We start from the raw sequence: 18,228 nt of genomic DNA on the forward strand, positions 1-18,228 counted from the left end.
TTTAATGCTAAATCGTTAACACTAAACTGTTCAAAACAGCATTCTCAAGTCTCCCTGGGAAGTGGATGCGCATTTTAGGGATTTTTTAGAAAGGATCAAGCACTATTTTTAATTTATTTACTGTTTGGTCATTTATCAATCAAAGTGATTTAAAATAGTGCTTATTTATAGGTAAAAGGTTAAAAAAGAACGTTACCCTTCATCAGTTATCGCAAACCCTACCCTTATTTCTACCTATATATAGCAGAATTAATAATAAGTAACGTCTTTGATTTCCTGTTTTTGCATAGATGCTAAGTAAATATCGTAAACATCTTTGAAGTCGATACTAAGTTCAGTGGCATAAGTGTCTCCTACTGGATACGTTTTTATTACTTTAGCGCCACGGATCACCCCTTGAATTGATGACTTTAATTGATGGTTTTCTACAATTAAGTCTGCCATAGAGGCTTTACTGGTAATTTGTTGGCCATATACCTGCTCAGCAAGTTCCGCATAAGCGGCAAGTTTTGACGCTTTAATTGCCATTAACATCCGCTGAGTTTCATTTGTAGATTTTTGTAAACTAATAGGTGCGTAACCAATAGCTGTGATCACAGGAAATGATTCTGGCTTAACTGGCTGCCAATTAACATGCTTATCATAAACAGCAGTACAAGCAGAAAGTAATACCGTAGCTAAAAGTAATAACAATGTTTTAGGTTTAAAGCTAATCATTTGACTACCCTATTGCTGAATTCTAACTGCACGACTTTCTTCAGTTAAGTTATCGCTACTACGAATAATCATGCCGTCTTTCATCGTGACATTTTCATCACGATAAACTTCATCACCTAAAACCCATTTCGGAATAAATGATTGTGCACTTGCTACTACGACCCGCGACTGCATACCTATCATCCGAGCATTAACTAAAATTCCAGTTTCTTGCTCCATCATGGTACCTGTCACCACGTAGTCAATTATTTGTCGTTCAGGTAACTCTTTCCAATCGCGGCTAAAAATATAGTCACCTTCTTTAGTTACTCTAATATGACCTGTTACTTTGTAATCGACTACCACCATGCCATGGCGTTGTAGTTCATGTACAAAGTTTTCCGATAGCTGATTGCCAAGCCAATTAGTTGACTCGAGATCTTCTAGGTTGACAAATGAGGCAACAGCAATTGGCGTTTTTGGCGAGACAAACGAGCTATGCTCCAACATTTGATAGGCTAGCCCTTTCACGACATCATTAATTGCGTGTTTTGGCAGATCATAACTATCAATCTCATCTCTTTTTTCATGACTAACACTATAAAAATCCTGTTCATCATTCATCATTGAACAAGATAACAATAATGGTAGGCAAGTAACTAAAGCCCAGTTTTTCATTGAGACACCCCAACTATTTACAACAATCTATTTTTTGACTAGTAAATCAAATGCAGATTTCATGCCATAAAACCTAGTTCATAGCTAATATTTATAATTAGGCATAAATTGTGCTTAACCATTTTCATATATTAAATAATGACAAGATATTGTCATTATCAACTTGATGGTAAGACGCTACTTTATCTTTTTTTAAAGCAGCAAGTTTTATACCTGTAGTTTGTACAACTATACAATTAAACGTTAAAAGGTAGTCGCTCAATGCGCTTAATTATTTTCTCAGTTTTTTTATTCACCGGTGCTTTATCTGCTCCTTTGTCTGCCCAATGGTATCAGGCCCAAGGTAGTGCAACAGTACTAAACAGCGAGAAAGAAGCCGCTCGAACTGAAGCTATAAAGAACGCTCTCAAGAAAACTTTGCTGGTGGCTGGAGCCTCTCTTAATAGTGTTCAGCAAGTAGTTAATGGCCTTTTAACACAAGACGAGCTTAGTATTCGCGCTAGTGGCACATTAAATTCTGTCGAATTAATTGATGAAACCTATGAAAATGGGGTGATCAAAGTGACCATTCGTGCCGATATTTTTCCGCAAGAAAAGCAATGTTTTGCCGCCGACTTTCAAAAATCAATGCTAGTAACAAGAGCTCACCTAGCGCATCGAGAGCAAGCCAATATTGGACAAATCTATGATATTGACCAGCAACTCGCGATAAAGCTGGCTGAAAAGATTAAAAAAAATAGCCAATATATCGATGTAAAACTTGCCTATAAAAACAAAACGCCTTTTAGTCGTTACAATCAAAGCTTTGATCGCGAAAAAATTAAGGCATTAACCATGGAGCTAGGTCGTCGTTTTGACACTCAGTTTATTCTTTACAGTGAAATTACCGATGTTTCATTTGGCACTGGCGTCTTAAACAATTGGCAGTTTTGGCAAGAAGATCAATATGAGCGTAACTTTAAAACCGATCTTTATATATATAGTGCAATAAATGGCGAGTTATTAGTAGAAATGCAATACGCTAATCTTGCCCCTTGGATTTCGGGAAAAAGAGAAACAGCAGATTTCAATGGTCAAAGCTTTTGGCAATCGCCTTACGGCCAAATGATCGATAGCACTTTGGAAAAAGCAATTATTGATATTGATGACAATATGATGTGCAAGCAAACCAGAGCAAAAATTGTCAAAGTAGATGGTAATGAAATTGTTGTTAATGTCGGTAAAAGACAAGGTGTGCAAATTGGTGATGAATTCTCTTTATTACATATGAATAACTTTACCACAGATGATGGGAAAACTTATTCAGGCTTTAATCTTAGTTCTTATCAAGTCAGTGTTACTGAAGTTTTTCAAGATAGTGCTGTCGCTAAAAGTACCGATGCCGGTTTACTTGGTAATATTCAAATCAGTGATTTAGCGGTCAAAAATTAGCGATTAGATAAGTTAGCCAAGCCTATATTAGGTAGGGTTAGGTTGGTTGAGTATGAAAAGTCTTGTTAATTGGTAAAACACTGAAGTTAATTATTTAAAAGCAGGAAGGTAAATGGCGTCCCCGGCTGGACTCGAACCAGCAGTTCAGGCTTAGGAGGCCTGGGGTTTATCCTGTTAACCGACGAGGACGTATTATTTCAACGAGCGCTGTTCCGCCCTTTAAGTAACACTTTACTATCAAGTAAAGTGTTAAACAACAAAGAGTTAAGCTTAGTCGCAATCATTATACTTCCTGCTTTATTGACTGCTTTACTCCTAAAGGAATAGCCGCAGGAAATAACAAAAGGCGTTGCTAGCGTTAGTTTTACTATGAATTAATACGACTTATCCGTAAAAGCTAAACTTATAAAGATTGATCTGGCTAATACCAAAAGTCATTTGAACTCTAAATAAAACAAGTATAAATCGCTGAATAACCTGCATAGTTTCCAACATTAAAAACCATTGTTTAACCTCTATAGAAAAAACAATAATATCAACACATTACAATTAAAAAACAAATCACCATCATTTTTAAAACCATCCCTTATCCCACAGTACTTACCCTGCAAAACAATTAAGTCACTATCATTAGTTTTATTAATGCGAAATGGTAATTATTTTAGTTTGTTGGCGAATCAGTATATATGGATAATGCGCGCGTTTATTTTGAGACAATTTATTTTATAGGAGTAATACACACTAATGAACCCAATATTCTTTGACGCCTTAAGCTGGATAGGACTGGCCATTTGTATAGGTGCTTTCTTTATCAAAGATATGTTTATGCTTAGGTTAGCAACACTAATAGGTTGCTCATTAATGGGTGTGTATTATATTTATATTGATGTTGCGCAAGGCATGGTGTCTAACGTAATTTTAGTGGTAATTAATGCCTTTTATTTATTAAAGCGCACTGTAGAAGAAGCAGAAGAAGAACAGCCTGCTGTAGTTTTAGAGTGCTCTTCATAATTTGATATTCGGTAACGCTTAATTTGGTAAAATTTAATTGAAACTGAGATTACCTAGCTAATTCCAACAAAAAAGCCCCTAAATAGGGGCTTTTTTGTTTCACAATCGACAACTTATTCTGACTGCTCTATTAAGATTTCCGTATCTTGTGCAACCGATGTATTACTTAATACTGCTGATACTGCTAATACTAGTACAGCGACAATAACAGTAGTAAGTTTAAATCCTTTCGAAGCTGGTCTATTCATACGCAAACCTACCTTCTTTGTTGTTTTGTTATTGTAATTGATAACAACATCAAAAAACTTATCTGATTAATCACCACAATTCAATTGTTTATTTCAAATAAAGCGACTTTTTAGCATTTAGTAGCCAATTTCGGCATTAACTAGGTTTTTTAGCGGCTCTTTACGCTGAAAACGCTGAAAATTATCTACTATTTGTGCAACAACACTTGCTTGATCGGTTATTGCTGAAATATGGGGCGTAATGGTCAAATTATCGATTGACCAAAATTTGTGATTTTCTGGCAGTGGCTCTTGTTTAAATACGTCTAGGGTTGCACCAGCTATTGATTTAGATTGCAAGGCATTGACAAGTGCACACTCGTCTAGTGTATTTCCACGACCAACATTAATAAAATAGCCATTACTATTCATATGTTCGAAGAAAGCCTTATCAAATAAATCATTGGTTGCTAATGTCGCAGGTAATATCGAAATAACATATCCCGCTTGTTTGACTGCTTCATATAGTTGCTCACGGCCAACATAGCTTTTATAAATGTAATCTTCTGCTTTTGCAGATTGACTCCATGTACTAACAATATAGCCATTGTCCGCTAATCTTTTCGCAACCACTTGACCAATTTTTCCTGCACCAAGAATGGTTACAGACTTATTTTCTAATATAGGCAGATATTGCCAAGTACGTTGCTGCTGATCTCGCAAGTAATCGATTAAACGACGTTGATTCATTAAGATCACTGTTAATACATATTCGGCCATTTGAATAGACAATCCAGGGTCGACAATACGGGTAATTGCTACCGAAGATGAGCGCTGTTTGTCATTAATTATTTGATCAACACCAGCCCCAAGTGAACAAAGCACCTTTAAGTTCGGATATTGTTGCCAAATTGATGGGGGATGCCGCCAGACAATGGCAAATTCAACATCAGTTCGCAGCTGTTGATCAGGCCAACAAATAATTTCTTCAGATAGCTCTTTCGCTAAATTTTTAGCTAAGTTACTTAAATCACGATCTGTCACCATTAATGCAATTGCCATGTAAGTCTCTATAAATATTGTTGAACAATTTGGTTAAGAGCGGATAGTTTCACTGGCTTGCTGATATATGACTCTAAGCCACTTTGTACTGAACTATATTGCTCCATCGACATTGATTCTGGCGCAATACCAATCAATGGAGTGTTGGCAAGTTGCTCCATGCGCCTCATTTTATCGCATAACCAAAAGCCACTTTCTTGGGAAAAAATACAGGCAAGAAAAATGATATCGGTTTTGCTTAGCGCTATTTCGTTAATGACCTTTTCATTTAAGGTCTGATAATGCTTTATAGTGCATTCAAATTTATCAAAATAATTTAATAAAGTGTCAACCACTTCCTCGTCATCACAGACAATAACAATATGGCGACCTGATAAATCCAGTAAACTACTGTCTAAGTTATTGGTAGCAACCTGCGCTAAGCCGTCTAATGTCAGCTTAAATGACGCGCTTAGCATGTAATCACCAGATTCAGGCACAGGAGCTAATTTAATCGCACCATCTAGGCGCTGACAAATTTCTTTGGCCATGGTCATTGAGGTAGTTAAATTCTCAAATTCTTGCTCAAGTAAAGCCTTTGGTAGTATTTTTCTTTCACCATGCTCTGTGTCAGGTGTGACCACCATAAAAATAGTAGCGATACCATTTTGATGACGGTGGGCTTTGATCGATACGTTTAACCGATCATTATTGAAAATTAATGCGCCATTATTAATTAAGGCGACAATTAATTGCTGAAGCCGTAACTTATCGGCCACCACATAATGAGGAATACTTTCATCAAAAATAAAAGAAACATTGGTCATTAAACGTTCGGTACTTACATTGAGCATTGTTTCTATCTGTTGCAAAAAGATATAAAAATCAAAGCCGTTCGATTGAAAGACTAATTTGCCTTGCTCAATATCAGTGAGATCTGACAAGGTATCGACAACCTGCATTAAGTTTGCCGCGACATTATTTATTTTTTCTATCAACTTTTGCTGTGCACTAGAAGTTGATTGTTCATTCAGTTGCGCCAATAATCCAGTTAAAGCACTAGTGGGGGTTTTTAATTCATTGCTTAAATTAACTAAAAACTGGCTTTTCGCTTTATTTTTTTGATCCGACTGCTCTTTTTGGATAATTAGCTCTTTAGTTTTATCTGCGACTTTTTGGTTAAGCTCAGCAGAATATGCAGTCATCAACAACAGCAACATTTGATATAAAAAACCACCTAATGCGCAACCTAACAGTACTCCCCAATTTAGCCAATTTCTAGGCTGTGCTAACCAAGCAGTGCGTTCGACAATATTTATACGCCATAAACGATTAAATTCTTGGCGCTCTATAACATGATGCAAGCGACTGCCAATTTGTTGGTGTTCACCATATAAGTTATAAGGCTCAGTATTCGTTACATCTTGAACATTAATCACCACGTGTTCAGCAAATGGCTGAGTAACCAACTGATCCAAGACCTCGGCCATTTGAACTACTAAGAGTATAAAACCATCAAGCTGTGTGCGATCGCCTACTGTAACCCCGCCAAACGCATTGACACCCGATAAATTAAAAAACGGCTTAAATATCACGATCCCCGAAGTTATTTGTTGCTGATCTATAAAAGTAAGTGGTCCGGTACTTACCGCCTGCCCTAATTCAGCAGCGCGGAGCATAGTTGCGCTTCGCTGGCTATCGCCAAACATATTAATACCGAGAATATTTTTATTTTGCTCTCGCGGGTAAGCATAAAGTACCGGAGCTAAAAACGGGGATTCTGGGTTTAATGTTCCCCCTACTTTATAGCCTAAGCCATATTGTATTTGTGCCCACCGCTGAAACTCATCGAGTAATTCATTGCGAATAACCGGTGCCCATTCCACCGCTTTTACGGTTGACTCTGGCTGATAAATTAACTGACTAAACCCAGTAAATTCACGGTAATTAATTGAGTCGCTTGCTTGAAAAAATGCTTCTATGGCAGACAGTTGCTGATGAATATCGGAAAATTGATTATCTATCGCAACTTTAATGTCACTGACAGCCAAATTAAAATCATCGTGGCGTTTATGTTGATAATCACTTTGCGACACCCGGAACAAAATGCTCAAAGCAACCGCAGCTATAATTGAGGCTACGATTAATTGATAGCGCTTATTCTGATTTAAGTGAGATTGTTCAATGCTAAAAAGTAGCACGGGTAACAAAAATACCGCGACTAACTGACTAATTGACCATGTTAATGCGAAGCTATAAAAAATACCCGATGCGTAGCCTTCTTCACTAACGGAAATTAACACCAGTACAGCACTAGCTGAAATTACACTAGGTAACGGCCCTAAACGAAACAAGAAACGAGTAAGCTTTTCCCGACTAGCTAACCACGCTAAGCCTTGCATTTCTTTAGCAGTTAGCTGAGCCGCCCAAACACTTTGTAGGCTAATACTTAACACCCCTAAAATAATTAGCTCGGGGGTAACATCGATCTCGCCAAATAAATGTCCAGTAATAAGTACGATGAAGATACTAAGCCAGAAGCTTAGCAAGATACGAGGGCCTTTTAACACCACCAAAGCGCTTGCAGTACCTGCGACAGCGCCAAAAAAATTCAATACCGAAAATGGCGACAAGCTAAAATTAACAATCGCAATAACTAATAATAATGAAATTAAAGATGTCAGAAAATCAGAAACTCTGATCATACAGGCTATTCCCTAGCGAAATGATGAACTGAATGATGTCAATATACTAACCCTAGCATTAAAAAAAGTAGAACAAAACTTGACGAAATTTTATATATAACAACCTAATAGTCTAAGAGCGCTATCACTACTTGTTATAAGTTGTTTACCATTGTTAGTAAAAATGTAATTAATCCTGAAAATTACCCACTATTGCGACAAATTTATTTGCAGTGTTAGGATGGCTGAGCGAAAATACCGCCCACATTTCGCCATTGAATCATCAAACAAGAATTTTTAGGAGCAATTATGCCATCGCGTCAACAATTGGCCAATGCAATCCGTGCGTTAAGTATGGATGCCGTTCAAAAAGCAAAATCAGGACATCCGGGTGCCCCTATGGGTATGGCAGATATCGCCGAAGTCCTCTGGCGTGACTTTTTAAAGCATAACCCAACCGATCCTAAATGGAGCGATCGAGACCGTTTCGTATTATCAAATGGTCATGGTTCAATGTTAATTTACTCATTATTACATCTTACTGGCTATGACTTACCAATGTCAGAGCTAGCAAACTTCCGTCAATTACACTCTAAAACGCCGGGTCACCCAGAATATGGTTACACGCCTGGTGTTGAAACGACCACAGGCCCACTAGGTGCAGGTATTTCAAATGCTGTAGGTATGGCGATTGCTGAAAAAACCTTAGCAGCGCAATTTAACCAAGAAGGTCACAATATTGTTGACCACTTCACTTACTGCTTCTTAGGTGATGGCTGTTTAATGGAAGGTATTTCTCACGAAGCCTGCTCATTAGCCGGTACCTTAGGTTTAGGTAAATTGATTGCATTTTGGGATGACAATGGTATTTCAATTGACGGTCAAGTTGACGGCTGGTTTACCGAAGACGTACCAGCACGCTTTGCCTCATACGGCTGGCATGTGATCAGTGGTGTTGACGGTCATGACTCAGTAGCAGTAGCCAGCGCGATTGAACAAGCGAAAGCAGTTACTGATAAACCAACCATGATTTGCTGCAAAACCATTATCGGTTTTGGTTCACCAAATAAGTCAGGTTCACACGATTGTCACGGTGCGCCACTAGGTGATGATGAAATTGCAGCTGCACGCGAATACTTAAATTGGCCATATGCCCCGTTTGAAATTCCTGAAAATATCGCTAATGCATGGAACCAGACCGAAAAAGGTAATGCCGCACAAGCAAGCTGGAACGAAAAATTTGCTGCTTATAAAGCGGCTCACCCAGCACTTGCCGCTGAATATGAGCGTCGTGTAATTAATGGTGATTTACCTGCAGAATTTGAAGCAAAAGCCAATGCCTTTATTGCCGAGTGTCAGGAAAAAGCTGAAAACATTGCTACTCGTAAAGCCTCACAAAATGCTATTGAAGCTTTTGGCGCAGTACTGCCTGAATTTATGGGCGGCTCAGCTGACTTAGCAGGTTCAAACTTAACCTTATGGTCGGGCGCTAAAGGCATTCAAGACGATGCAGCGGGTAACTACATTTTCTACGGCGTTCGTGAATTTGGTATGAGCGGCATTATGAATGGTATTTCATTGCACGGTGGTTTTATCAACTACGGCGCTACCTTTATGATGTTCATGGAATATGCGCGTAATGCGGTACGTATGTCAGCATTAATGGGCATTCAAAATATTTTTGTTTACACCCATGATTCAATTGGCCAAGGTGAAGATGGCCCAACCCATCAACCTATCGAGCAGTTAACTAACCTACGTACCACACCAAACATGGTAACGTGGCGCCCAGCTGATGCCACTGAAACTGCGGTTGCATGGAAAAATGCGGTTGAGCGTCAAAATGCTCCAACGTCATTAGTATTTTCTCGCCAAGGTTTACCTGCATTAGCACGCAATGATGAGCAAGTAGCGAGCATTGCTAAAGGTGGTTATATCTTAAAAGACAGCGTTGGTGCGCCAACTGTGATCCTAATTGCTACGGGCTCTGAAGTTAGCTTAGCGCTAGAGGCTGCCGAGCAATTAGGCAAACATGTTCGTGTAGTTTCTATGCCATCAACTAATATTTTTGATACGCAAGATAGCAACTATAAAGAATCGGTATTACCAAGTGCGGTAACTAAACGTGTTGCCATTGAAGCAGCTCACACCGATTTTTGGTACAAGTATGTTGGTTTTGCTGGCAAAGTTGTAGGCATGACGACATTTGGTGAATCAGCACCAGGTGGCGACTTAATGAAGCACTTTGGCTTCACCGTTGACAATGTGGTAAACACCGTAAACAGCCTGTAACTTACCCGCTTAACACGGTAAGTGAAAAATCGGCGCGACAACTGAGCCATTATTTAATTGATTTATTAACGGCTTAGTTGCTGCGCCAACTACCTTAAAATCTTAGTTGCCAATATTAGTATGCCAATAAATATCGCGATAAATGGCTTTGGTCGTATTGGCCGAAGTATCGCCAGAGCCCTTTTTGAAAGTGGCAGACAACACGAATTCAACCTAGTTGCCATTAATGAAGTGGCGGCAACCAAAGGCATCGCCCATTTATTAAAATACGACACCACTCACGGACGTTTTCCATTCTCGGTTAGTTATGAAAGTGATACCTTAAATATTGCGGGCACTAATATCGCGATTAGCCACCATAGCACAACGGAGCAATTACCTTGGCGTCAACACAATGTTGATATCGTTTTAGATTGCACCGGCAATTATGGCGATTATGCTAACGCTGAAGTGCATATCAACCAAGGTGCGAAAAAAGTGCTGTACTCGCACCCTGCCGGCCATGATATTGATAGCACTATTATCTATGGCATTAATCACCAAAGCTTGTCGGCAAACGATACTATCGTTTCCAATGGTTCTTGTACCACTAATTGTATCGTGCCGGTGATCAAGGTCATTGATGATGCTTTTGGTGTTGAAAGCGGCACCATAACCACAATTCATTCTTCAATGCATGATCAACAAGTAATTGATGCTTATCATGACGATTTACGCAGAACTCGCGCTGCCAGCCAATCGATTATTCCGGTCGATACCAAGTTGGCATTGGGCATTGAACGGATATTACCCGAATTTTCTGGCCGCTTTGAAGCCATTGCCGTGCGCGTGCCAACGATCAATGTGACGGCGATGGATTTAAGTTTGACCGTAAATAGCGATGTCACTATTGCCCAAGTAAATCAAGCGATTATGCAGGCACAAGCTGGCCCCTTAGCTGGCATTCTCGGCTATACCGAAGAACCGCTGGTATCAGTCGACTTTAATCACGACCCCCATTCTTGTATTGTTGATGGCAATCAAACGCGGGTCAGTCACAAACGATTAGTAAAAATGCTAGTCTGGTGTGACAACGAATGGGGCTTTGCAAATCGTATGCTAGATACCGCCGGTGAAATGGCAAAACATTTATAAAAATACACGGAGTCAACCATGTCAGTTATCAAAATGAGTGAGTTATCACTTAACAATCAACGCGTTCTAATTCGCGAAGATTTAAACGTACCGGTAAAAGATGGAAAAATCACTTCTGATGCCCGCCTTAAAGCGGCGTTACCAACCATTAAGTTAGCGCTAGAGTCAGGCGCGAAAGTAATGGTGATGTCTCACCTAGGCCGCCCAACTGAAGGCGAATATAACCAAGAGTTTTCACTGCAACCGGTAGTTGATTACCTAGCCGCAGCACTTAACTATCCAGTTCGTTTGGTGACCGATTACCTAGACGGTGTCGAAGTTGGTACAGGCGAGTTGGTGGTATTTGAAAATATTCGCTTTAATGTTGGCGAAAAGAAAAATGATGAAGCGTTATCAAAACAACTAGCAGCGCTTTGTGATATTTATGTGATGGATGCCTTTGGCACTGCCCATCGTGCGCAAGCCAGTACTCACGGTGTAGCTAAATTTGCTCCGGTTGCTTGTGCAGGCCCTCTTTTAGCGGGTGAATTAGAAGCATTAGGCAAAGCGTTAGATAACCCTGCTCGTCCATTAGTGGCAATTGTTGGTGGCTCAAAAGTATCAACCAAACTAACTGTACTTGATTCATTATCACAAGTTGTTGACCAATTAGTAGTTGGCGGCGGAATTGCGAATACCTTTATTGCAGCAGCCGGCCATAATGTCGGTAAATCATTATATGAAGCTGACTTAATTGATGAAGCAAACCGCTTAACCGCAGCAGCTCAAGCCAACAATGGTAATATTCCTGTACCAACTGACGTGGTGGTTGCGACTGAATTTGCAGAAACTGCAACAGCGACATTAAAAGATGTTACCGAAGTTGCTGATAACGAGATGATTTTTGATATTGGCCCTGATTCTGCTAAAGCCTTGGCTGATATTTTAAAATCAGCTGGCACCATTGTTTGGAATGGTCCAGTTGGCGTATTTGAATTTGATCAGTTTGGTGAAGGGACCAAAATTATCGCTCAGGCAATTGCTGATAGCGGCGCCTTTTCAATTGCCGGTGGTGGCGATACGTTAGCGGCAGTAGATAAATACGATATTGCAGATAAAGTATCCTATATCTCTACCGGTGGCGGTGCCTTCCTTGAGTTCTTAGAAGGTAAAAAACTTCCAGCTGTAGCTATTCTAGAAGAGCGCGCAGCACAGTAAACCATTACCAATAGCTAGTAGTAAAATAGCTAGTTTTAGTTTATAAGCAAAAAAAAGAGCCTTAAGGCTCTTTTTTTTATAAGATAAATTTCAAAGACCAAGATAATTCGCTGGCTTAAAATGTAGTAAACTTCCATAGTTTTACAAAGTTTTTCGCGTTTAGCGAAACAAATACCGCTAGATTTTTTGTAATTATCCCCCCTTAATCTTGATTGAATATCGACAGCATAAAATCTTTTATTTTTTGCTAAAAAGCGACGCTTTGCCTAAAAACTTTCTGCTATAATGCCGCCGCATTTGAAAACTTTCACAATGCATTACACAAGTTGCGGTTTATTCATTGTTGTTTATACGTTAACAGGTACGCAACAAGGCCAAGTGAGTTGGTACCGCTGCACTTCATGTTGAATTAAGTGATAAAAATTTAGGAGCACTTTCATGGCTTTAGTTTCCATGCGTCAAATGTTAGACCACGCTGCAGAATTCGGTTATGGCATTCCAGCATTTAACGTTAACAACTTAGAACAAGTACGCGCTATTATGATCGCGGCAGATAAAACCAACAGTCCGGTTATTCTGCAGGGCTCTGCTGGTGCCCGTAAGTATGCCGGCGCTCCATTTTTACGTCATTTAATTTTAGCGGCCATTGAAGAATTCCCACATATTCCAGTGGTTATGCATCAAGATCACGGCACATCACCTGCAGTTTGCCAACGCTCAATTCAATTAGGCTTTTCATCCGTAATGATGGACGGCTCATTAGGCGAAGATGGTAAAACACCATCGAGCTATGAATACAACGTTGATGTTACGCGCAGAACGGTTGAAATGGCACATGCTTGTGGCGTTTCTGTAGAAGGTGAACTGGGCTGCTTAGGCTCACTAGAAACCGGTGAAGCAGGTGAAGAAGATGGTATCGGTGCCGAAGGTAAGTTAACGATGGAACAAATGTTAACAGACCCTGAAGAAGCAGCTGATTTTGTACAAAAAACGCAAGTTGATGCCTTAGCCATTGCTTGTGGTACTTCACATGGCGCTTATAAGTTTACACGTCCACCAACAGGCGACATTTTAGCAATTGATCGTATTAAAGCGATCCATGCCCGTATTCCAAATACTCACCTAGTAATGCACGGCTCATCATCTGTACCTCAGGAGTGGCTGGCGATTATCAATGAGTACGGCGGTAATATTCCTGAAACTTATGGTGTTCCGGTAGCACAAATTCAGGAAGGTATTAAAAACGGTGTTCGTAAAGTAAATATTGATACGGACTTACGCTTAGCGTCAACCGGTGCTACGCGTCGCTTTTTAGCACATAACCCAAGCGAATTTGATCCTAGAAAATTCCTTGCTGAAACGACTAAAGCAATGACTGACATTTGTATTGCCCGCTATGAAGCATTTGGCACCGCTGGCAATGCTGACAAGATCAAACCTATTTCATTAGAAAATATGTTTGTCAAATACCAAAATGGTGAGTTATCTGCTTTAATCAAATAACTTGATTGAAAATTACTGAGTAAAAAGGCCTATTACGGCCTTTTTTTTGTTACAAAAATTTAACAAAGTAAACTTTTAATCTAGGCTTCAATAACAGAGTTATATATACTTTGTTAACAAAATAATAAAAGGGCTAAGTCATGGAAAATATCTCAAATTGGGTTGTCAATAATCAGCAAATGATTATCAATTTCAGCATGAAATTTATCGTCGCCATTTTAATCTTTATCATAGGTAAATTTGTCGCGCACATAATTTCAAAAGCCGTTGGTAAATTACTCGAAAGAAAGTCGGTTGATAATGCGGTAATCGCGTTTGTATCAAGCCTAGTTTATGGCGTTGGCATGGCGCTGGTGATTATTATTGCGATATCTCACCTTGGCTTTAACACCTCGTCACTAGTTGCCATTATTGGTGCCGCCGGTTTAGCTATAGGTTTAGCGCTGCAAGGCTCACTATCAAATTTCGCCTCTGGTGTACTACTGATTACCTTCCGCCCTTTTAAAGCGGGCGACTTTGTTCAAATTGGCAGTACAGCGGGTATTGTTGAAGAAATTTTAATTTTCTCAACCAAATTACGAACTGGTGACAATAAAACCGTGATTATCCCAAACGGTTCTATTACTAGCGGTACCATCACTAACTTTTCAACTAAACCAATTCGCCGTATCGATTTAATAATTGGTGTGAGTTATGATGCGAATCTTGCCGATACCAAGCGTGTTTTAGCTGAAGTTGTTGCTAAAGATGAACGTGTATTAAAGGATAAAGATGTCACAATTGGCGTAAGCGAATTAGCCGACAGCTCAGTGAACCTTGTCGTTCGCCCTTGGGTAAAATCAGAAGATTATTGGCCAGTTCACTTTGATCTATTAGAAAACATTAAAGTTGCACTTGATGAAGCTGGCATTGAAATACCATACCCACAAATGAGTGTACATTTGAATAAAGAGGAATCTAATGAAAAATAATTTAGTTGCTGCAGCATGTTGTAGTTTATTTTTATGCGCAACTTCTTATGCAGAAGAACAACAACCAACAGCCCTTGATCACCAATATAAAGCTTCTGCTGAATTAGGTTTTTTATTAAAAACCGGTAACAATAAAAGTGGCGATGTAAAGTCAGCTTTTGACTTCGAACATTTATATGGCAAGTGGCGCAGTACGTTAAAAGCGTCACTGTTATACCGTAAATCTGAAGTAGCGGTGGTTGATGAAAACGGTAATTCGAAAGATAAATTAAATACTACCGATCAGAAGATCACGGTTAATAGCCAAACAAACTACTCGTTTGCTGCAAATGGTGCTAACTATATGTACGGCAGTCTAGTGTATGAAGACGACAGATTCAGCAGCTTTGAATATCAAACCACTGTTTCGAGCGGTTGGGGTAAAAAGTGGTATGAAACAGAAAAAGCGTCATTTTTTGCAGATATAGGTCCAGGTTTCAAAAGAGACCGTGTAAAAGGTACCGAAACTGAAGACGCAGAAAATATGGACGCTTTTATTATTCAAGCACAGGCATTGTATAAGCGGAAAATAAATGAAGCTGTAGAGTTCAAGCAGCTGGTTCGTGCCACTCAAGCGGTAGATAGTGAAGATAACAGCGTATATAAAGCAGAAACTACGTTAACCACTAAATTAGTCAAAGCGTTAGCTATTAGGTTTTCATTCATTGTTGACCACAATACTAAGGTCAGCGAAGATAAAGAAAACACTGACACTCAAACAGCTATTACGCTAGTTTATAATTTCTAAGCTTAAATGGCTTTATTCGAGTAACTTAACTTGAACTAATTAGCTCATTAACGCTCACTAAAAAGGTCGCTATTTGCGACCTTTTTAATGGGTTATATTTTTTCATGTCAGTGGTTTTGAATTCACCACCAAATCACCTACCTTTAATAGTAGTTCAAACACTAAAGATGGTAAGTTTGGTTATGATAAAGCATGTGCCAGATGTAACGTTTAAAACCCGTATTAGAGATGAATCCATAGGCGGCGATAACCCGTTTCGTTGGCAAGATATCAGCTCAAAAGAAATATTTGATCATAAAAATATTGTGGTTTTTTCGCTGCCAGGCGCCTTTACTCCCACTTGCTCAAGTAACCACTTACCCTGCTTTGAACAAAAATACTCAGAGTTGATCGCTCTCGGTATTGATGAGGTCTACTGCCTTAGTGTTAACGATGCCTTTACCATGTATCAATGGGCAAAAAACTTAGGCATTGAACAGGTAAAAATGCTACCAGATGGCAATGGCGACTTTACGCGATTAATGGGCATGTTAGTGAAAAAAGATAACTTAGGCTTTGGTAACCGCTCATGGCGTTATTCTATGTATGTAGTGAATGGCGAAATAAAACAGCTTTTTTGCGAAAAGGGCAAAATGGATAATTGCCCAGAAGATCCATTTGAATGTAGTGATGTTGAAACTATGCTGGCGTATTTAAAACGTTAATTGACGTTAAAGCGAATAGCTAGCAGATAAAAAAGCCGCTTGGGGTTGGGACCAAGCGGCTTTTGCATTTTCTTTAACTATTTTCTTTAACTTAGTTAAGTATTAAGTAAAGAGGTGCTGATTATTAACCAAACTGATTCATGGTGTTGTCTTTACCGGCAGCTTTAAGCGCCGCTTCACCAGCAAAGTATTCTTTATGATCATCACCCATATCAGAACCTGCCATATTTTGATGTTTAACACAGGCGATACCTTGGCGAATTTCTTTACGTTGTACGCCTTTCACATAACCTAACATGCCTTGCTCACCAAAGTACTCTTTCGCAAGGTTATCTGTTGATAACGCTGCCGTGTGATACGTTGGCAAGGTAATTAAATGATGGAAAATACCCGCTTCACGCGCTGCATCTGCTTGGAAAGTACGAATGCGCTCATCTGCTTCAACTGATAATTCGCTTTCATCATATTCCGCACTCATTAAGTTGTTACGGTCATAGGCTGATACATCTTTGCCGGCTTCCTGCCATGCATCAAATACTTGCTGACGGAAGTTTAATGTCCAGTTAAATGACGGTGAATTGTTGTAAACTAATTTTGCATTTGGGATCACTTTGCGAATTTCATTTACCATACCGCCAATTTGGCCAATATGTGGTTTTTCCGTTTCAATCCACAATAAGTCAGCACCGTTTTGTAATGACGTAATACAATCTAGTACACAACGTGCTTCACCTGTACCTTTCTTAAATTGGAAGAGGTTGCTTGGTAAACGCTTAGGACGAACTAATTTACCGTTTTGGTTGATGATTACGTCGCCGTTATTCATGTCGCTTAATGCAACTTCTTCACAATCTAAGAATGCGTTGTATTGGTCACCTAAATCGCCCGGCTCTTTAGTTACTGCGATTTGTTTAGTAAGGCCAGCACCTAATGAGTCAGTACGAGCAACGATTACACCATTATCAACACCTAACTCTAAGAATGCGTAACGTACAGCGCGAATTTTCGCTAAGAAATCTTCATGCGGTACTGTTACTTTACCGTCTTGGTGACCACATTGTTTTTCATCAGACACTTGGTTTTCAATTTGAATACAACACGCGCCCGCTTCAATCATTTTCTTAGCAAGTAAGTAAGTTGCTTCAGCGTTACCAAAACCTGCGTCAATATCAGCGATAATTGGTACGACATGAGTAACGTGATTATCAATTTGGTTTTGAATTTCTTGCGCTTTAACATCGTTGCCTTCTTCACGCGCTTTATCTAATTCGCGGAAAAGACCACCAAGTTCACGAGCATCCGCTTGACGTAAGAAGGTATATAACTCTTCAATTAGCGCTGCAACGGATGTTTTCTCATGCATTGATTGATCAGGCAGAGGCCCAAAGTCTGAACGAAGCGCTGCAACCATCCAACCAGAAAGGTATAAATAACGGCGATCTGTATTTTGGAAATGCTTCTTAATAGAAATCATTTTCTGCTGACCGATAAAACCATGCCAACAGCCAAGCGACTGTGTATATTGACTTGGATCTTTATCATAAGCTTCCATATCTTTACGCATAATATCAGCCGTGTATTTAGCGATATCTAAACCCGTTTTAAATTGGTTTTGTAAACGCATTCTAGCCGCATATTCTGGGCTAATTGCATCCCACGCACTTGATTGGCTTGATTTCAAGCTAGCTAGTTGATTGATTTGCTCGTTGTATGTAGACATGTGGTTACCCTTCCATTACTAAGCTAAAATAAATAATTCTGTAGGTTTTCTATAACTGACAACTTTTTTGTAGTCGGTTTAGAAAACATTCTTAAACCTTGTCACTCATCTTACTGCCACAAATAAAAATCCAAATAATTTATAGTTATTAT

The 18,228-nt window shown here is 39.3% G+C and carries 15 protein-coding genes and 1 tRNA gene; 9 read left to right on the plus strand and 7 right to left on the minus strand.

The genetic code is table 11. From position 1 onward, the window contains the following. Positions 1-249: 249 nt before the first annotated feature. A complete protein-coding gene (locus tag ACOB82_RS14710; protein WP_448213738.1) occupies positions 250-717 on the minus strand; it encodes an LPP20 family lipoprotein in 468 nt (155 codons plus the stop codon). A 9-nt stretch (positions 718-726) separates the two neighbouring features. After that, on the minus strand, positions 727-1,374 hold the full coding sequence (locus tag ACOB82_RS14715) for a FlgO family outer membrane protein (protein WP_448213739.1): 648 nt from the start codon (positions 1,372-1,374) through the stop codon (positions 727-729). A gap of 261 nt (positions 1,375-1,635) precedes the next feature. On the opposite strand from ACOB82_RS14715, the gene ACOB82_RS14720 reads away from it, so the two are divergent. Further along, positions 1,636-2,805, plus strand: coding sequence for a flagellar assembly protein T N-terminal domain-containing protein (locus ACOB82_RS14720; RefSeq protein ID WP_448213740.1), 1,170 nt, complete (start codon positions 1,636-1,638; stop codon positions 2,803-2,805). Positions 2,806-2,918: 113 nt separating this feature from the next. On the opposite strand, the gene ACOB82_RS14725 is transcribed toward ACOB82_RS14720, so the two are convergent. Then, positions 2,919-2,994: transfer RNA gene (locus ACOB82_RS14725), tRNA-Arg, on the minus strand. Positions 2,995-3,549: 555 nt separating this feature from the next. Between ACOB82_RS14725 and ACOB82_RS14730 the strand changes: the two genes are divergently transcribed. Then, on the plus strand, positions 3,550-3,816 hold the full coding sequence (locus ACOB82_RS14730) for a hypothetical protein (protein ID WP_448213741.1): 267 nt from the start codon (positions 3,550-3,552) through the stop codon (positions 3,814-3,816). A 113-nt stretch (positions 3,817-3,929) separates the two neighbouring features. On the opposite strand, the gene ACOB82_RS14735 is transcribed toward ACOB82_RS14730, so the two are convergent. The 3 genes from ACOB82_RS14735 to ACOB82_RS14745 form a co-directional block, all read right to left on the minus strand. Next, positions 3,930-4,064 (minus strand): hypothetical protein, encoded by a 135-nt coding sequence (locus ACOB82_RS14735; RefSeq protein WP_448213742.1) that lies wholly within the window; start codon positions 4,062-4,064, stop codon positions 3,930-3,932. 117 nt (positions 4,065-4,181) lie between these two features. Continuing rightward, the gene (locus tag ACOB82_RS14740; protein ID WP_448213743.1) at positions 4,182-5,105 is read right to left on the minus strand and encodes a 2-hydroxyacid dehydrogenase; all 924 of its coding nucleotides are present in this window, start codon (positions 5,103-5,105) and stop codon (positions 4,182-4,184) included. A gap of 8 nt (positions 5,106-5,113) precedes the next feature. Beyond that, the gene (locus ACOB82_RS14745; RefSeq protein ID WP_448213744.1) at positions 5,114-7,789 is read right to left on the minus strand and encodes a CHASE domain-containing protein; all 2,676 of its coding nucleotides are present in this window, start codon (positions 7,787-7,789) and stop codon (positions 5,114-5,116) included. 288 nt (positions 7,790-8,077) lie between these two features. Between ACOB82_RS14745 and tkt the strand changes: the two genes are divergently transcribed. From tkt to ACOB82_RS14780, 7 genes are all read left to right on the plus strand, one after another. Beyond that, positions 8,078-10,060, plus strand: coding sequence for a transketolase (gene tkt / locus ACOB82_RS14750; RefSeq protein WP_448213745.1), 1,983 nt, complete (start codon positions 8,078-8,080; stop codon positions 10,058-10,060). Between the two features lie 120 nt (positions 10,061-10,180). Next, positions 10,181-11,194 (plus strand): erythrose-4-phosphate dehydrogenase, encoded by a 1,014-nt coding sequence (epd, locus tag ACOB82_RS14755; RefSeq protein WP_448213746.1) that lies wholly within the window; start codon positions 10,181-10,183, stop codon positions 11,192-11,194. An 18-nt stretch (positions 11,195-11,212) separates the two neighbouring features. Then, the gene (locus ACOB82_RS14760) at positions 11,213-12,391 is read left to right on the plus strand and encodes a phosphoglycerate kinase (protein WP_448213747.1); all 1,179 of its coding nucleotides are present in this window, start codon (positions 11,213-11,215) and stop codon (positions 12,389-12,391) included. Between the two features lie 438 nt (positions 12,392-12,829). Further along, complete coding sequence (gene fba / locus ACOB82_RS14765) at positions 12,830-13,894, plus strand: class II fructose-bisphosphate aldolase (RefSeq protein ID WP_448213748.1); 1,065 nt, start codon at positions 12,830-12,832, stop codon at positions 13,892-13,894. A gap of 140 nt (positions 13,895-14,034) precedes the next feature. After that, positions 14,035-14,865: a mechanosensitive ion channel domain-containing protein gene (locus ACOB82_RS14770; protein WP_448213749.1), complete on the plus strand. Its 831-nt coding sequence runs from the start codon at positions 14,035-14,037 to the stop codon at positions 14,863-14,865. Continuing rightward, a complete protein-coding gene (locus ACOB82_RS14775; protein ID WP_448213750.1) occupies positions 14,855-15,652 on the plus strand; it encodes a DUF481 domain-containing protein in 798 nt (265 codons plus the stop codon). Before ACOB82_RS14770 ends, ACOB82_RS14775 begins: the two co-directional genes overlap by 11 nt. Positions 15,653-15,834: 182 nt before the next feature. After that, on the plus strand, positions 15,835-16,356 hold the full coding sequence (locus tag ACOB82_RS14780) for a redoxin family protein (RefSeq protein WP_448213751.1): 522 nt from the start codon (positions 15,835-15,837) through the stop codon (positions 16,354-16,356). Between the two features lie 124 nt (positions 16,357-16,480). Here the strand turns inward: ACOB82_RS14780 and ACOB82_RS14785 are convergent, their stop codons facing one another. Continuing rightward, positions 16,481-18,076 (minus strand): isocitrate lyase, encoded by a 1,596-nt coding sequence (locus ACOB82_RS14785; RefSeq protein ID WP_448213752.1) that lies wholly within the window; start codon positions 18,074-18,076, stop codon positions 16,481-16,483. Positions 18,077-18,228: the final 152 nt, after the last annotated feature.

This window comes from Colwellia sp. MEBiC06753 (assembly GCF_053470325.1).

Coding starts and splice junctions, on each gene's coding strand:
- ACOB82_RS14715 (WP_448213739.1), bottom strand. CDS start 1,374: ATGAAAAACTGGGCTTTAGTTACTTGCCTACCATTATTGTTATCTTGT.
- ACOB82_RS14760 (WP_448213747.1), top strand. CDS start 11,213: ATGTCAGTTATCAAAATGAGTGAGTTATCACTTAACAATCAACGCGTT.
- ACOB82_RS14735 (WP_448213742.1), bottom strand. CDS start 4,064: ATGAATAGACCAGCTTCGAAAGGATTTAAACTTACTACTGTTATTGTC.
- ACOB82_RS14745 (WP_448213744.1), bottom strand. CDS start 7,789: ATGATCAGAGTTTCTGATTTTCTGACATCTTTAATTTCATTATTATTA.
- fba (WP_448213748.1), top strand. CDS start 12,830: ATGGCTTTAGTTTCCATGCGTCAAATGTTAGACCACGCTGCAGAATTC.
- ACOB82_RS14720 (WP_448213740.1), top strand. CDS start 1,636: ATGCGCTTAATTATTTTCTCAGTTTTTTTATTCACCGGTGCTTTATCT.
- ACOB82_RS14740 (WP_448213743.1), bottom strand. CDS start 5,105: ATGGCAATTGCATTAATGGTGACAGATCGTGATTTAAGTAACTTAGCT.
- epd (WP_448213746.1), top strand. CDS start 10,181: ATGCCAATAAATATCGCGATAAATGGCTTTGGTCGTATTGGCCGAAGT.
- ACOB82_RS14770 (WP_448213749.1), top strand. CDS start 14,035: ATGGAAAATATCTCAAATTGGGTTGTCAATAATCAGCAAATGATTATC.
- tkt (WP_448213745.1), top strand. CDS start 8,078: ATGCCATCGCGTCAACAATTGGCCAATGCAATCCGTGCGTTAAGTATG.
- ACOB82_RS14775 (WP_448213750.1), top strand. CDS start 14,855: ATGAAAAATAATTTAGTTGCTGCAGCATGTTGTAGTTTATTTTTATGC.
- ACOB82_RS14780 (WP_448213751.1), top strand. CDS start 15,835: ATGATAAAGCATGTGCCAGATGTAACGTTTAAAACCCGTATTAGAGAT.
- ACOB82_RS14785 (WP_448213752.1), bottom strand. CDS start 18,076: ATGTCTACATACAACGAGCAAATCAATCAACTAGCTAGCTTGAAATCA.
- ACOB82_RS14710 (WP_448213738.1), bottom strand. CDS start 717: ATGATTAGCTTTAAACCTAAAACATTGTTATTACTTTTAGCTACGGTA.
- ACOB82_RS14730 (WP_448213741.1), top strand. CDS start 3,550: ATGAACCCAATATTCTTTGACGCCTTAAGCTGGATAGGACTGGCCATT.